A 15,052-nucleotide genomic window follows, 5' to 3' on the forward strand; every position below is an offset into this window, starting at 1 on the left:
CCCCCGGGGTGGATCAGCTGCAGCCGCTGGTGGAGCCGCAGCCCTCGCACAGGTAGCAGCTGCCGGCCCGGCGCATCTTCGTGCCGCAGGAGAAGCACAGCGGCGCGTCCGCGTTCAGGCCCAGCTGCATCTCCAGCAGTTCCGTGGAGCTGTGCGCCTCACGCGGTGCCGGGCTTTCCTCGGCGGCCACCTCCGGCTCCGGCCGCGACGGGACGGCCTCCTGGCCGCGCGGGGCGGACTGGGCCAGCGCCTCGATGTCCAGGTCCTCCTCGACCGGCTCGTACGAGCCGGTGTCCAGGTGCCGCTGGCGTTCGGTGGCGGTGTGGATGCCCAGCGCCGAGCGGGTCTCGAACGGCAGGAAGTCCAGCGCGAGGCGGCGGAAGATGTAGTCCACGATGGACTGTGCCATCCGGACGTCCTGGTCATCCGTCATGCCGGCCGGCTCGAAGCGCATATTGGTGAACTTCGAGACGTACGTCTCCAGCGGCACCCCGTACTGGAGGCCCACCGAGACAGCGATGGAGAAGGCGTCCATCATCCCGGCCAGCGTGGAGCCCTGCTTGGACATCTTCAGGAAGACCTCGCCCAGGCCGTCGTCCGGGTAGGAATTGGCCGTCATGTAGCCCTCGGCGCCGCCCACCGTGAAGGAGGTGGTGATGCCGGGGCGGCCCTTCGGCAGCCGCTTGCGGACCGGGCGGTACTCCACCACCTTCTCCGGCTCCGCCGCCGCGGCGGACTCCTCCTTCTCCTTCGCGGCGGACTTCTTCGCCGACAGCGGCTGGCCGACCTTGCTGTTCTCCACGTAGACGGCCAGCGCCTTGGTGCCCAGCTTCCAGCCCTGGAGGTAGATCTCCGCGACATCGTCGACGGTGGAGGTGCTGGGCATGTTGACCGTCTTGGAGATGGCCCCGCTCAGGAACGGCTGGGCGGCGGCCATCATCCGCACATGTCCCATCGGCGAGATGGTGCGCTCGCCCATGGCGCAGTCGAAGACCTCGTAGTGCTCGGCCTTCAGCCCGGGCGCGTCCACCACATTGCCGTGCTGGGCGATGTGCGCGACGATCGCCTCGATCTGCTCCGGCTGGTAGCCGAGCCGCTTGAGTGCCTTGGGCACGGTGTTGTTCACGATCTGCATCGACCCGCCGCCGACCAGCTTCTTGAACTTCACCAGCGCCAGGTCGGGCTCGATGCCCGTGGTGTCGCAGTCCATCATCAGGCCGATGGTCCCGGTGGGGGCCAGCACCGATGCCTGGGCGTTGCGGAAGCCGTTCTTGCGGCCGAGACGCAGCACGTCCTGCCATGCCTCGGTGGCCGCCGCCCACACCGGGGTGTCCAGGTCGTCCGTCCGCCGGGCAGCCGTGTTGGCCTGGGCGTGCTGCTCCATGACCCGGTTGTGTGCCTCGGCGTTGCGCGCGTACCCGTCGTACGGGCCCACGATCGCGGCCAGTTCGGCGGAGCGCCGGTAGGAGGTGCCGGTCATCAGCGAGGTGATCGCGCCGGCCAGCGCCCGGCCGCCGTCCGAGTCGTACGCGTGGCCGGTGGCCATCAGCAGCGCGCCGAGGTTGGCGTAGCCGATGCCCAGCTGCCGGAAGGCGCGGGTGGTCTCACCGATCTTGTGGGTGGGGAAGTCCGCGAAGCAGATGGAGATGTCCATCGCGGTGATGACCAGCTCGACGACCTTCACGAAGCGCTCGGCGTCGAAGGACTGGTGGCCCTGGTCGTCGTCGCGCAGGAACTTCATCAAGTTCAGCGAGGCGAGGTTGCACGAGGAGTTGTCCAGGTGCATGTACTCACTGCACGGGTTGGACGCGCTGATCCGGCCGGACTCCGGCGAAGTGTGCCAGTGGTTGATCATGTCGTCGTACTGAATCCCGGGGTCGGCGCAGGCGTGCGCGGCCTCGGCCATCTTCCGGAACAGCGACCGGGCGTCGACCTCCTCGACCGTCTCGCCGGTCATCCGGGCCTTGAGCGCGTACTTCCCGCCGCTCTCCACGGCCCGCATGAACTCGTCGTTCACCCGCACCGAGTTGTTGGCGTTCTGGTACTGCACCGACGTGATGTCGTCGCCGCCCAGATCCATGTCGAACCCGGCGTCGCGCAGCGCCCGGATCTTCTCCTCCTCCTTCACCTTGGTCTCGATGAAGGCCTCGACGTCCGGGTGGTCCACGTCGAGCACCACCATCTTGGCGGCCCGGCGGGTGGCGCCGCCCGACTTGATGGTGCCGGCGGAGGCGTCGGCGCCGCGCATGAAGGAGACCGGGCCCGAGGCGTTGCCGCCGGAGGACAGCAGTTCCTTCGAGGAACGGATCCGGGAGAGGTTCAGGCCGGCCCCAGAGCCGCCCTTGAAGATCATCCCCTCTTCCTTGTACCAGTCCAGGATCGACTCCATCGAGTCGTCGACGGACAGGATGAAACAGGCGCTGACCTGCTGGGGCTGCGCGGTGCCCACGTTGAACCACACCGGCGAGTTGAAGCTGAAGATCTGGTGCAGCAGCGCGTACGCCAGCTCGTGCTCGAAGATCTCGGCGTCGGCCGGCGAGGCGAAGTAGTCGTGCTTCTCCCCGGCCTCGCGGTAGGTGCGCACCACGCGGTCGATGAGCTGCTTGAGGCTGCTCTCGCGCTGCGGCGTGCCCACCGCGCCCCGGAAGTACTTGCTGGTGACGATGTTGACCGCGTTCACCGACCAGCTGTCGGGGAACTCGACGCCACGCTGCTCGAAGTTGACGGAGCCGTCGCGCCAGTTGGTCATGACGACGTCACGGCGCTCCCAGACCACCTCGTCGTACGGATGCACGCCGGGGGTGGTGTGGACCCGATCGATCCGCAGCCCCTTTCCGGCCTTGCCTCCGACGCCCTTGCCGCCCTTGGCACGGGAACCACCGCGTGCCGGGCCGCTCGTCGTCTCAGTCATTCCGCCTCCCTGTCGGGCACAACGCCCTGGTGTGACCGGATTGTTCCTCGGTCACGATGTCTGTTCTCATGGCCGGGGCGCGGCTGTGCGCCCCGGTCGGTTCTGGGGGGTTACGGTGCGGGCTCCGCTGCCGCTCATCCGGCGGCGGGCGGCACCGTGACCTTGCTGTCGGCGCCCTGGGCGTCGTCGGCGTGTTCCGCGCCGGGCGCGGCGGGTTCCCGCCCGCGCAGCTCCGCGATGGCCGCCTCGAAGTCCTCCAGCGAATCGAACGCCCGGTAGACGGACGCGAACCGCAGATAGGCGACCAGGTCGAGCTCACGGAGCGGGCCGAGTATGGCCAGGCCGACGTCGTGGGTGGAGAGTTCGGCGCTGCCGGTGGCCCGGACGGCTTCCTCCACCCGCTGGCCGAGCAGGGCCAGCGCGTCCTCGGTGACGGGGCGGCCCTGGCACGCCTTGCGCACCCCGGCGATGACCTTGGTACGACTGAAGGGTTCGGTGACGCCGCTGCGCTTGATGACCATCAGTGAGGCGTTCTCCACCGTGGTGAAGCGCCGCGAGCAGCTCGGGCACTGGCGGCGCCGGCGGATCATGGTGCCGTCGTCCGCGGTGCGGCTGTCGACGACCCGGCTGTCCGGGTGCCTGCAGAAGGGGCAGTGCATGCCACCTCTCCCTTCTCCTGGCCGCGATGACGCAGCGTGCTCGCCAGCTGCTCTCCGACACCACGCATCAGCTCTCACGGGGGCCACTGGCATACCCCCTGAGCACTCCCCAGCATAGGCGATCCCCGTCACCGATGATGACCGGGGACCACAACTTGTGGGATGTCGCGCATCATCAAACCACTAGATCTAGGGTTACGGCGCAAACACTCCTGGACCGCGTGTCGTGGCGCGGGAGGGGTGGGCGGTGATGGCGCGGCGGGCGCGCGCATGGGAGGCTATCGCATCAGCGTGTGACCGGTTGCCGTCGCATACACCTCGGCAACTGACCACGTCAGCAGATCAGCGATATTTCACTCGAACGTGTGTTTGGCGCAACCTTTCGATAGCAACTACCGTTGTCTGACTAGGGAGTACCACCACGAAGGGGCCGACATGACCACCGCAGCAGACGACGCCATCACCGCCGCTGAGCGCCGCCAGGAGCGGCTGTCCGCATCGCACGGAGCGGCACTGCGGCCGGAGAGCGGCACCGCCCGCTCGCTGCCGGGGCGCCCACCCGGCATCAGGGCCGACAGCTCCGGACTCACCGACCGTCAGCGGCGGGTGATCGAGGTGATCCGTGACTCGGTGCAGCGGCGCGGCTACCCGCCGTCGATGCGCGAGATCGGCCAGGCCGTCGGGCTCTCCAGCACCTCCTCCGTGGCCCATCAGCTGATGGCGCTGGAGCGCAAGGGCTTCCTGCGCCGCGACCCGCACCGGCCGCGTGCCTACGAGGTACGCGGCGCCGAGACCCCCACCCCGCCCCCCGCCGACACCGCGGGCAAGCCCGCCGCCTCCTATGTGCCGCTGGTCGGCCGGATCGCCGCAGGTGGCCCGATCCTGGCCGAGGAGTCCGTGGAGGATGTCTTCCCGCTCCCCCGCCAGCTGGTCGGCGACGGCGAGCTGTTCGTGCTGAAGGTGGTCGGCGACTCGATGATCGACGCCGCCATCTGCGACGGCGACTGGGTCACCGTGCGCCGCCAGCCCGTCGCCGAGAACGGCGACATCGTGGCCGCCATGCTGGACGGCGAGGCCACCGTCAAGCGCTTCCGGCGCGAGGACGGCCAGGTCTGGCTGCTGCCGCACAACACCGCCTACCAGCCCATCCCCGGCGACGAAGCCACCATCCTGGGCAAGGTCGTCGCCGTCATGCGGCGCGTCTGACCCGAGCCCGCGCCGCACCCTTCTCCCTCCCTGGCTCGTCTCAGGACGCGGCAGCGTTCCGCGCTGCCGCGTCGATCGCCGCCAGGGAGCGCCGTACCTGATTGCGGTCCGTGGTCGTCCAGAAGTCCGGCATCGAGGAGCGCAGAAAACTCCCGTACCGCGCCTTCGCCAACCGCGGATCCAGCACCGCCACCACGCCCCGGTCACCGGTGGCCCGCACCAGCCGGCCGGCCCCCTGGGCCATCAGCAGCGCCGCATGGGTCGCGGCCACCGCCATGAACCCATTGCCCCCCGCCTCTTCCACCGCCTTCTGCCGTGCGCTGAGCAGCGGATCGTCCGGCCGGGGGAACGGAATGCGGTCCATCACGACCAACTGACAGCTGGGGCCCGGCACATCGACGCCCTGCCACAGCGACAACGTGCCGAACAGACACGTCGGGGCGTCCTCGGCGAACGCCCGGATCAACTCGCCCAGTGTCTCCTCACCCTGGAGCAGAATCGGCATCTCCAGCCGCCCGCGCAGTTCCTCGGCCGCCGCCTGCGCCGCCCGCATCGAGGAGAACAGCCCCAGCGTGCGCCCGCCGGCCGCCTCGATCAGCTCGGCCAGCTCATCCAGCATGTCCGCCCGGCCGCCCTCCCGGCCGGGCGTCGCCAGATGCTTGGCCACATACAGAATCCCCTGCTTGGGATAGTCGAAGGGCGAGCCCACATCCAGGCCCTTCCACTCCGGATACTCCGTGCCGTGCGCCCCCTCCGGCGCGAGCCCCAGCGAGGCCCCCACCCCGTTGAAGTCGCCGCCCAGCTTGAGGGTGGCCGAGGTCAGCACCACCGACCGCTCGGTGAACAGCTTCTCCCGCAGCAGCCCTGACACCGACAGCGGAGCCACCCGCAGCGAGGCACCGTAGCGGTCGTGCCGTTCGCACCAGATCACATCGAACTCCGCGTGCTCGACCAGCCGCTCGGCCACCTCGTGCACATGCTCCACCGAGGCCAGCGCCTGCTTGCGCACCGCGTCCTCATCGCTCAGCGCCGCGTCCCGGGTGGCGCCGAGCACGGTGATCACCGTACGGGCGGCGTCCCGCAGCGCCACCAGGGCGTACTCCAGATCCTCGGGCAGCTCGGTCAGCCGCCCCGGCTCCGCGGTGTCCATCAGCCGCTCGAAGTTCTCGGACGCGGTGAGCATCGCGTCCGCCGCCTTCTCGTCCACGATCTTGGCGGCCCGGCGCACCGCCCGGCTGACGCTGCCCGGGGTCAGCTCTCCGGTGGCCACCCCGGTGACCCGGGAGACCAGCTCGTGCGCCTCGTCCACGATCAGCACATCGTGGCCCGGCAGCACCGGCGCGCCCTCGATGGCGTCGATCGCCAGCAGCGCGTGATTGGTCACGATGACATCGGCCACCTTGGCGCGCTCCCGGGCGGCCTCGGCGAAACACTCCGCGCCGTAGGCGCACTTGCTCGCGCCCAGGCACTCCCGTGAGGAGACCGACACCTGGGACCAGGCCCGGTCGGACACGCCCGGGGTCAGCTCGTCCCGGTCACCGGTCTCCGACTCGTCCGCCCAGTCCCGAAGCCGCAGCAAGTCCTTGCCCAGCTTGCTGCTGGGCCCGCCGCCACCGCGCTCGGCCGCCGCGGCAGCCGCTTCAAAGGGGTCGAACAGACCCTGGTCCTCGTCCTGCGGCACCCCCTCGTGCAGCCGGTGCAGACACAGATAGTTGGCCCGCCCCTTCAGGGTGGCGAACTCCGGGCGGCGGCGCAGCTGCGGACGCAGCGCCTCCACCGTACGGGGCAGATCGCGCTCCACCAGCTGCCGTTGCAGCGCCAAGGTGGCCGTGGCCACCACCACCCGGTCGCCGCCGGCCAGCGCGGGCACCAGATAGCCCAGGGACTTCCCGGTGCCGGTGCCCGCCTGCGCCAGCAGATGCGTGCCGCCTTCGATCGCTTCCGCGACGGCCTGGGCCATCGCGATCTGGCCGGGCCGCTCGCTGCCGCCGACGGCGGTCACGGCAGCGTGCAGCAGGTCGGTGAGGGCCGGCCCCCCGGATGTGACAGTCATAGGCGAGCCACCTTACGCGGCACCACTGACAGTCCCGGCCGACATCGGCCTCGGTCAGGCGTGCAGCGGGTTGGCCACCGTGCCGTCGATCGCCGCGTGCGGGCGCTCGGCCCGGTCGCGGTAGCCGTCCAGATGCAGCCGGTTACGGTTCAGGCACAGCCGCGCGATGCGCGGGGCGAGCAGATCGAAGGAGTCGAAACGGTTCTTCAGCTCCGGGAAGCGCTGCTGGTAACGCAGAATTTCCGCCCGTACGAGTGACCAGAACTCGCCCTCGGCCACCCCGAGCTGCTCCTCGCACAGCGGGGCCAGATAGCGGAACACCCCCACGAACAGCCCCGAGTGGATGAACTGCGGCAGGAAGTCCGCCGGTTCGGTCAGCAGCACCTCACGCACCTCGGCCGGCACGTCGTCGAACTCCGGCAGCGGCTCGGCGCTGAGGTTCACATCGTCGACGAAGTCCTTCACCGCCAGCCGTACCGGCACCTCCCGTTCGTCGAAGACCACGATGGCGTTCTCCCCGTGCGGCGAGAAGACCGTGCCGTACCGGTAGAGGAAGTGCAGCAACGGCGGCAGCAGCGCCGCGAACAGCCGCTTCAGCCACACCTCCGGCGGCAGCCCCGAGCGGCCCACCAGCTCCGCCGTCAGCGCCCGGCCGTCCCGTCCCCGCTGGAGCAGCGCCGCCAGCGTGCGGGCCTTCTCCCCCGCCGCCAGCTCGGGCCCGATCGGCTCGCGCCAGATGCAGCCCAGCAGCTCCCGGAACTGGTACGGCACCTGGGGCAGCCGGTCGTACAGCGGATGGGCCACCGTCACCGAGGCCGTCTCGCCGAGCAGGATCACCCGGGTCTCGCGCAGATACGGGTCGGCGTCCCGCAGCCCGTGGATCCAGCCGGTGACGGCGGGCGCGGCCAGCGTCCGCTCGGTGGGCAGCCCGCGGAACACCAGGGTGTTGAGGATGGACAGCGGCAGCTTCACGCTGCGGCCGGCCGGCCGGCTGATGTTGAGGAAGGTTCTGATCGACTGCTGCGGCAACCGCAGCTCCCCGTCGTCGGGCAGCTCGATCAGCCGGCCGGCGGCCAGCTGCGGGGCGTACAGCGGTGCGATGGTCTCGTCCCACTGCCAGGGGTGGACGGGCAGCCACAGATAGTCTTCCGGCGCCCGGCCGGCCCCGGCGACGGTCTCGGTGAAGGCGCGGCGGACCGGCTCGGACAGCTCCTGGGCGTACAGCGTGCCCGGGTCGGCCAGCGCCGGCACGCCCCGGTAGCGGGCGAGATCCCGGTGCACCGCGAGCCAGGGCAGTACGCGCGGGGTGCGCGCCTCGGGGGCCCAGCGGGCGGTGTCGGCGGCCGAGAAGCCGATCCGGCCCTTGTTGGCGACCAGCCAGGGATGGCCGGTCTGGCGGCCCTCCAGCGCGGCGTAGTCGAGGTCGGCCAGCTCGGCGGCGGTCAGCGCCTCCTCGGCGAGCACCGCGTCGGCGCTGAGCGTGGCGGTCAGCTCGCGCAGCAGATGCCCCAGGGTGTCGCCGCTGAGGCCGAGCACGGTGTCGTGGGCGGCGGCGACAAAGGCGAGCGGGTCGGCGCCGGGGGGCAGCGAAGCAGGATCGATTCGCCAGTGGCCGTACGCGCCCCGGGCGGCCCGGAAGCGGTAGACCGTGCCGGGGGCGACCGGCAGCCGGTACGCGCCGGGCCCGGCGGCGCGGTCCGGCTCGGGGGTGATGACGCCCTCGTAGGCGAACTCGGCGAGCATCTTGGCGAGCAGTTGTCGCGCGGCGTCGTTCCAGGCCGCTGAGGATATGGGCAAGGGAACTCCTCGGTCGGGGACATGGACGGCCGGGATCCGCCCTCAGCGGTCCCGGAGCATGATCGCGGCGCGCTTGTCCGGCAGATCGGCCTCGGCCGCCTTGCGGAATCCGGCGCCCCGGAAGGCCGCGATGGAGGCGGCGTTGCGGACATCGGGCTCGGCCACGATCCGCTCGCAGCGCGGGCGGTGCCGCAGCACCAGCTCGCACACCGCGCGCAGCAGTTCCGCGCCGAGCCCGCGGCCCCGGTCCCGGCCGGCGCCGATCAGCAGGTGCAGCCCGGTGTCCTGCGGTCGTGCCGGGTAGTGCTGGGCGAGCGGGTCGAGGTCGGCCCGGTAGAGCTCCCAGTAGCTCATGGGCCGCTCGTCCAGCAGCCCCAGGCACGGCACGCTGCGGCCGTCGCCCGCCAGCTGGGCACCGACATGCTCGGCGGTGCGGGCCGCGGGGCCGGCCAGCGCCCAGTAGCGATCCACCACCGGGTCGTTCATCCAGCCGGTGAGCAGCGCCAGATCGCGCTCCAGGTCCACCGGCAGCAGCCGGAACTCCCCGCCCCCGGTGGCCACCGGGCCCCAGTCGCCGACGGCGCCGACCGGTGCGGCGTACGGGGCGGGGCGCGGCAGCTCCAGTTCGAGGGTGTCCTCGCAGCCGGGTTCGCGGACGGACACGGGGCGCCTCCTAACAGGTGGTGAGCGGGTTGGGGACGGTGACGTACACGGACTGGCCGTCGACCGGGCCCACCAGCTCGTCCAGGCCGCGCAGCCGGGTGAGCAGATTGCCCTTGCAGCGCAAGGTGGCGCTGTCCAGGAGATGTCCGGCGAGCCGGGAGACCGGCCGCCCGGTGTCCGTGGCGGCCAGGCCGCCGAGGAAGCGCCGGAACGCGGCCAGCAGCAGCGCCTCGTCGGCCAGCCGCTGGGAGCCGAAGGCGCCGATCAGGCCGAGTACGTTGTTGATGCCGAGGTAGTACGCGAAGCGCTCATCGGTGATCTCGTCGCTGACGAAGGTGTCGGACCGCTCGCCGATGCCGGGCAGCCGCCGGTCGAGGGCTTCCCTGGCTGACTCGCGGAAGTAGTAGCCCTGATTGTCGCGGTAGCGCCCGCCCACCGGCCAGCCCTCGGCGTCCAGCAGCACCAGGGTGTTCTGCTGGTGGGCCTCCAGCGCGACGCCGGCCTCCGCGTCCAGCCACAGGATGGGCCTCACCACCGTCTGGAGATAGCGCAGGAACCACTCGGCGGAGATCGACGCGGTGCCGCGGCCGGTGCGCTCGGCCAGGGTGACCACGGCGTCGGCGAGCCGGGAACGCAGCCGGTGCGGGCCGGCGCCTGGCCAGGGGCGCGGCGCGGTGAGGCCGGCCAGGCAGACCGGGTCGTCCCCCGGGACGAAGGGATTGTGCCGCAGCAGGGTGTCCAGGCCGGGTACGGGCGCGCCGCGCTCGTCGTTCACCGCGAGGTAGGCGGGGTCGCGCACGATGTCGAAGCCGGGGCCGTCGGGGAACGCCGCCCGCCACTGGTCGCCGAGACCGGTGCCGAGCAGCCGGTGCACCTCCACGCCGCGGTGCAGTTCCTTGCGGAGGTTCTCGCGGCGGGAGTTGGTGATGCTCAGCCCGAGGGAGAGCTTGAGCATGAAGGGGGCGCCGGGCCGGTGGACGGTACGGACCGATGAGGTCGGGTGCCAGGGCGCGCCGTGCTCGCCCAGGTCGTGCAGCGCGCCGGCCGCCAGCAGGGCGGCGACGGCGGGGCGGTGCGTCACGTCGCGGGCCTGCCAGGGATGCAGCGGCAGCGGCGCGGTGTCCGCCGGCAGCGGCAGCGGGGCGCCGGCGAGGCGGCCGGCCAGTTCGGCCGCGTCGGTGACCGTTCCGTCGCCCTCGTGCCAGGCGGAGTCGGTGGCCAGCAGGGCCCGGTCCACGGCCAGCCAGTGCAGCCGGAAGGAACCGCGCAGTTCCGGGGAGTATCGGCGGGCCTCGGCGCCGGCCAGTCCCTCGCGGCTCTTGGGGGTGGGATGCAGCGGATGGCCGAGCAGCAGGGCCTGTTCGCCCTCCAGGAAGGCGTCTGCGTGGGCGGCGGGGCCGGGTTCCGCGCGGCGCTCGGCGAGGAAGACGGCGGTGCGCTGTACGGAGTCGGCGACCCGGCCGACCAGGGCGATCGCTTCGCGTACGCCCAGCGCGCCGCGTGCGCCGGCGGCTCCCTCGCGGGCCAGCAGCGCCGCGAGGGTGGCGGCGTCCAGCGGGGCCGCGCCGGCCGGGGCGGTGTCGAGCACGGGGAGCCCGAAGCGGTGCCAGCCGGTGGGCGACCAGTAGCGCACCGGCACCCGCAGCGTGCTGCCGCAGGCGGCGAGCGGCAGCCGCAGTTCGCCGCCTGCGGGGCGCGCGACGCCGGTCTCCCGTACCCAGCAGCGCAGCAGATTCTCGGTGCCGGCGGCGTCGGCGGCCAGCTCGGGGTCCGGGTGCTCCAGCGGGTCGGCGATGGGCGCCGACGGGGGCCGGGCGGCGGTGCCCGGGCCGTTCTCGGAGGCCGGTGGGGGGCGGTGTCCCGGGATCGCCGGCTCCATCAGCTTGGCGAGCCGTTGGCGCACCGGCTGACGCTCGCGGGCCGGACCGCGCTCCGGGCGGGGGCGTGCGTTCATCGGGGTACGGCGCGCGCGGGCCGGGGGTGAGCCGCCGCGCCTTCCTCCTTCGGCCATCCGTGTCTGTCATGTCTGCGGCATCCCGCCGCATAGGGAGTAACGACGCGGCGTCCCCGGGATAACGGCCTGCGCCAAGATCGTTTGCGCGAATCGTTCCGCCCGCGCCGCGCGGGCGCACCAGGTGGCCGGAACCGGGGACCCCCTGACCGCCGTCCTGGGGAGCACCGGCATAGTGGGGGAACGCTCCCGCACCATGACGGGGCACATGACAAGCCGCACCGAGGCACAACTCCGGGGGAGTTCATCCATGTCATCGATACGCGGGCGGCTCGGACGCCGCCGCACCGCTCTGGCCGCCACGGCCATGGCGGCCGCACTCGCGCTCACCGCCACCGCCTGCACCGGCGATGACGACTCCGGCAACGACGCCAAGCCCAGCGACGGCAGCGAGATGCAGGACCTGCTGGACAACCTGCCCTTCGACGTCGACGTCGAGGCGTGGATCAACGGTGGCTGGGAGGACTGGGACACCGACACCTGGCTGCGCGACATCGGTGAGTTCGTCAACCCGATCATCGAGGGCCTGTGGGACTCCGACCGCATGGAGGAGGCCCGGGACCCCGATCAGGCGATCGACGACGGTCAGATCGAGGAGGACGTCAACCCGCCGCAGAGCGATGACCCGCAGGCCGACCGCGGCGTCACCGACAGCGAGCCGCTGCCGGTGGAGGCCGTGCCCGTGGCCTTCCCCTACACGGACAACGCGGCGCCGATCGGCAAGGTGTTCTTCGACGCCCCCGAGGGCTCCATGGTCTGCTCCGGCACCGTGGTGAAGGACCCGAACAAGCCGGGTCGGTCCAATCTGGTCGCCACCGCCGGACACTGCGTGCACGCCGGCACCGAGGGCGGCTGGTTCCGCAACATCGCCTTCGTCCCGGCCTTCAACAACAACGGCTCCCCCGACCCGTACGGCGCCGGGTACGACGAGATGGCCCCCTACGGCGTCTACTGGGCGAACTACGTCTCCACCACCCAGTACTGGATCGACCACGGCACCGCGATGGGCGGCGGCGGCGCACACGGCGACTTCGCCGTCCTGGAGGTCGAGAACGAGGACGGGTCCGGCCAGTCCCTGGAGGAGACCGTCGGCAACGCCATCGAGGTCGACTTCGACGCCCCCGCCGTCTCCGGCCTCGGCGATGTCAGCCTCTACGGCTTCCCCGCCGCCGACCCCTACGACGGCAACCTGATGTACAGCTGCACCGACACCCCCTCCCGGCTGTCCCTGGACTCCGCCATGCCGGGGATGTACTGGGCCGGCTGCACCATGACCGGCGGCTCCTCCGGCGGCCCCTGGATCCGCTGGGACGCGAACAACCAGCCCCGGCTGATCTCGGTCAACTCCATCGGCCCGATGGAGAGCACCTGGCTGGCCGGCCCGCGCCTGGAAACCGAGGCGCAGGGCGTACTGGAGCACGTCAGCAGCGGCCAGGGCCGCTGACCCGACACCACGGACCGGGCCCCGTACTCCTCACCCGGGAGTACGGGGCCCGGTCGTTGTTCCCGGGGGTACGGTCAGCCGCGCGGCACCGCCAGCGGGCCGCGTACGGCCTCCCCGCCCGGCACCGGCTCCGAGGGATCGGCACCCAGCGCCACCACCCGGTTGTCCGCGTCGACATGCACCACCGTGGGCCGCAGCGACCGCGCCTCGGCGTCGTCCACCTGCGCGTAGGAGATCAGGATCACCAGATCCCCCGGCTGCACCAGATGCGCCGCCGCCCCGTTGATTCCTATGACCCCCGAGCCGCGCTCGCCCTCGATCACATACGTCTCCAGCCGGCTGCCATTGGTGATGTCGACGATGTGCACCAGCTCCCCCGCCAGCAAATCCGCCGCCTCCATCAACTCCGCGTCCACGGTGACCGACCCCACATAGTGCAGATCGGCCTGGGTCACCGTGGCCCGGTGGATCTTGGACTTGAACATGGTGCGCAGCATTCTGGACTCCTAGAAGACGGCTCCCCGCCGGCTTTCTGCAGGTCAGGGGCGCCCTTCACTGTACATCGGCATATCTTCCGCTCGAAGATTCTCCAGAACATCGTGCGCCGTAACGCGCAGGTCTCTCACCTGCGCAATCCGTGCGGATCAAGCTGCCGCGAAGCCGTAGACCGGGAGCAGGCACGGAGGAGTGTCCCCGTCCCATGCTGAGCGGATACTGACGCCTCGCGGTCCCGCCGCAGCCTCCCGTGCAGGGTCCTGTCCTTCGCGAAATCATCGATCATGCGGCATGAACCCTCCATGGGCTGTTGGTGGTCTCAATATCCCGGACATGGTCCGCAAGGGCCGGCAGAGCCGAGGCTCAGGACTCCTACGCAATGAACGACCGGGAGTGACTGACTGTCAGAGAGACGTGGGGTGGGGGTGGGGTGCCTGACTGCCCGCGGCCTACTCGACCGGCGACGGTTGCTGCGCAGCAGGAGTGCACGCATGCTGTCCGGTGCTGTTCTCCGATCCCGTTGAGCAGGTCGGGACAGGGACCGGGGAGGCGGGCGGGTGCCAGGTGAGAATCCAGCCGGCGGAGAGCGCCACCACGCCGCCTGCCAGGGCGATTGCGCCGCCTGTTCCGATGGCTGCGGCCACCGCGCCCAGGCAAACCGCCCCGACGCCCTGCAGCGTGATGCTGCCGGCGCCGAGCAGGCTGAATGCCTGGCCCCGGCCATCCTGCGGCAGGGCGTTGAGGAACGGGCGTTGCAGGCCGAGTTGGTAGGCGTATCCGAAGCCACTGAACAGCAGCAGACAGGACGAGACGCCTACCCCGGGCTGGGCGGCGAAGCCGACCAGCGGTAGTCCCGTCAGCGCGATCAGCGGCACGACCAGTCGCTCCCGAGTGGGCGGCCGCAGCAGTCGGCCCACCAGCAGGTCACCGACAAGCATGCCGACCGGAAGACAACCCATCAGCACCGCGTACCAGCCGGGCGCGAAGTGGCGTTCTCCCGAGTAGGCGACGAGCAGGCCTTGCGCGCCCGCTACGAACGCGACGGGTAGCCACTGGGCCAGCATCAGCCGTCGCACCGTGCGTCGGCGCAGCAGCAGGCCCGCACCTCGCAGGCTCGCCCGGACGGCCCCGCTGTTGCTCCCGGCGCCGCCGGGTGTGCCGCCGGAATCTCCCGGTTGCAGCCGGGGCAGCCGGATGCGGATGGCCAGCGCGCAGCCGAGGTAGAGGACGGCGCTGGCCGCGAGCGCCCGGCGTGGGCCGAGTGCCGCGACGGTCGCACCGCCTAGCGCCAGACCGAGCAATTGCGCGCCGGCACCGGCGATGTTGTTGAGTGAACGGCCCAGTACATAGGCGTCACCCTTCAGCGACTCAGCGACCAGCCGACTTGACGCGCCGTGAAACACCGGTGTGGCGAGAGAGACCAGCGCCACGACACCGAGGCTTGCCGCGACCGGCATCCGCACCAGGGCGAGCAGCAGGGCGGCGGCGCACGTCAAGGCGTAGCCGCCGGTGATGAGCGCGCGGGGCGGCAGTTGGTCGGCCAGTGAACCCAGCAACAGCGAGCCGAACAGCTGCGGGATGAAGCCGATACCGAAGGCCGCCGCGCTGAGCAGCGCGGAGCCGGTGGCCGAGAAGACCAGCACCGAGAACGTGGTGATCCGCAGAATGTCCGCCGTGATCGCGACGGCGCGTGTTGCGAAGAGCAGCCGGAATCGCGGCTCGGCGAGCACCTCCCGGTAGGTGGCACGGTGGTCGCCCTGCGCGGGCTCGGCGGTTGGGGTCATGACGCCCAGCCTCGCCGTGCTCCCACGCC

Annotated in this window: 10 protein-coding genes; 2 read left to right on the forward strand and 8 right to left on the reverse strand. The window is 71.4% G+C overall.

Annotated elements, in window-relative coordinates; translation table 11 throughout:
• Positions 1-13: 13 nt before the first annotated feature.
• Both AC5WRL_RS22200 and nrdR read right to left on the reverse strand, forming a co-directional pair.
• Positions 14-2,911 carry a vitamin B12-dependent ribonucleotide reductase gene (locus AC5WRL_RS22200; RefSeq protein WP_496090394.1) on the reverse strand — a complete coding sequence of 966 codons (2,898 nt, stop codon included), beginning with the start codon at positions 2,909-2,911 and terminating at the stop codon, positions 14-16.
• A gap of 134 nt (positions 2,912-3,045) precedes the next feature.
• Positions 3,046-3,570, reverse strand: coding sequence for a transcriptional regulator NrdR (gene nrdR, locus AC5WRL_RS22205; RefSeq protein ID WP_496090395.1), 525 nt, complete (start codon positions 3,568-3,570; stop codon positions 3,046-3,048).
• Between the two features lie 435 nt (positions 3,571-4,005).
• Here nrdR and lexA point away from each other — a divergent pair, with 435 nt between their 5' ends.
• Positions 4,006-4,776: a transcriptional repressor LexA gene (lexA, locus tag AC5WRL_RS22210; RefSeq protein WP_496090396.1), complete on the forward strand. Its 771-nt coding sequence runs from the start codon at positions 4,006-4,008 to the stop codon at positions 4,774-4,776.
• A 40-nt stretch (positions 4,777-4,816) separates the two neighbouring features.
• Here lexA and AC5WRL_RS22215 read toward each other — a convergent pair whose 3' ends face one another.
• The 4 genes from AC5WRL_RS22215 to AC5WRL_RS22230 form a co-directional block, all read right to left on the reverse strand.
• The gene (locus AC5WRL_RS22215; protein ID WP_496090397.1) at positions 4,817-6,829 is read right to left on the reverse strand and encodes an ATP-dependent DNA helicase; all 2,013 of its coding nucleotides are present in this window, start codon (positions 6,827-6,829) and stop codon (positions 4,817-4,819) included.
• 54 nt (positions 6,830-6,883) lie between these two features.
• The gene (locus AC5WRL_RS22220; protein WP_496090440.1) at positions 6,884-8,572 is read right to left on the reverse strand and encodes an IucA/IucC family protein; all 1,689 of its coding nucleotides are present in this window, start codon (positions 8,570-8,572) and stop codon (positions 6,884-6,886) included.
• Between the two features lie 96 nt (positions 8,573-8,668).
• Positions 8,669-9,289 (reverse strand): GNAT family N-acetyltransferase, encoded by a 621-nt coding sequence (locus tag AC5WRL_RS22225; protein ID WP_496090398.1) that lies wholly within the window; start codon positions 9,287-9,289, stop codon positions 8,669-8,671.
• A 10-nt stretch (positions 9,290-9,299) separates the two neighbouring features.
• The gene (locus AC5WRL_RS22230) at positions 9,300-11,243 is read right to left on the reverse strand and encodes an IucA/IucC family protein (protein ID WP_496090399.1); all 1,944 of its coding nucleotides are present in this window, start codon (positions 11,241-11,243) and stop codon (positions 9,300-9,302) included.
• A gap of 307 nt (positions 11,244-11,550) precedes the next feature.
• Between AC5WRL_RS22230 and AC5WRL_RS22235 the strand changes: the two genes are divergently transcribed.
• The gene (locus AC5WRL_RS22235; RefSeq protein ID WP_496090400.1) at positions 11,551-12,744 is read left to right on the forward strand and encodes a trypsin-like serine peptidase; all 1,194 of its coding nucleotides are present in this window, start codon (positions 11,551-11,553) and stop codon (positions 12,742-12,744) included.
• Positions 12,745-12,818: 74 nt separating this feature from the next.
• Here the strand turns inward: AC5WRL_RS22235 and panD are convergent, their stop codons facing one another.
• A complete protein-coding gene (gene panD, locus AC5WRL_RS22240; RefSeq protein ID WP_496090401.1) occupies positions 12,819-13,241 on the reverse strand; it encodes an aspartate 1-decarboxylase in 423 nt (140 codons plus the stop codon).
• A 447-nt stretch (positions 13,242-13,688) separates the two neighbouring features.
• On the reverse strand, positions 13,689-15,023 hold the full coding sequence (locus AC5WRL_RS22245) for an MFS transporter (protein WP_496090402.1): 1,335 nt from the start codon (positions 15,021-15,023) through the stop codon (positions 13,689-13,691).
• Positions 15,024-15,052 lie beyond the last annotated feature (29 nt).

This window comes from Streptomyces sp. NTD107, assembly GCF_059510435.1.

Excerpts from the sequence above, each read along its gene's own strand:
- AC5WRL_RS22200 (WP_496090394.1), bottom strand. The coding sequence starts at position 2,911 with ATGACTGAGACGACGAGCGGCCCGGCACGCGGTGGTTCCCGTGCCAAG.
- nrdR (WP_496090395.1), bottom strand. The coding sequence starts at position 3,570 with ATGCACTGCCCCTTCTGCAGGCACCCGGACAGCCGGGTCGTCGACAGC.
- lexA (WP_496090396.1), top strand. The coding sequence starts at position 4,006 with ATGACCACCGCAGCAGACGACGCCATCACCGCCGCTGAGCGCCGCCAG.
- AC5WRL_RS22215 (WP_496090397.1), bottom strand. The coding sequence starts at position 6,829 with ATGACTGTCACATCCGGGGGGCCGGCCCTCACCGACCTGCTGCACGCT.
- AC5WRL_RS22220 (WP_496090440.1), bottom strand. The coding sequence starts at position 8,572 with ATGCTCGCCGAGTTCGCCTACGAGGGCGTCATCACCCCCGAGCCGGAC.
- AC5WRL_RS22230 (WP_496090399.1), bottom strand. The coding sequence starts at position 11,243 with ATGAACGCACGCCCCCGCCCGGAGCGCGGTCCGGCCCGCGAGCGTCAG.
- AC5WRL_RS22235 (WP_496090400.1), top strand. The coding sequence starts at position 11,551 with ATGTCATCGATACGCGGGCGGCTCGGACGCCGCCGCACCGCTCTGGCC.
- panD (WP_496090401.1), bottom strand. The coding sequence starts at position 13,241 with ATGCTGCGCACCATGTTCAAGTCCAAGATCCACCGGGCCACGGTGACC.
- AC5WRL_RS22245 (WP_496090402.1), bottom strand. The coding sequence starts at position 15,023 with ATGACCCCAACCGCCGAGCCCGCGCAGGGCGACCACCGTGCCACCTAC.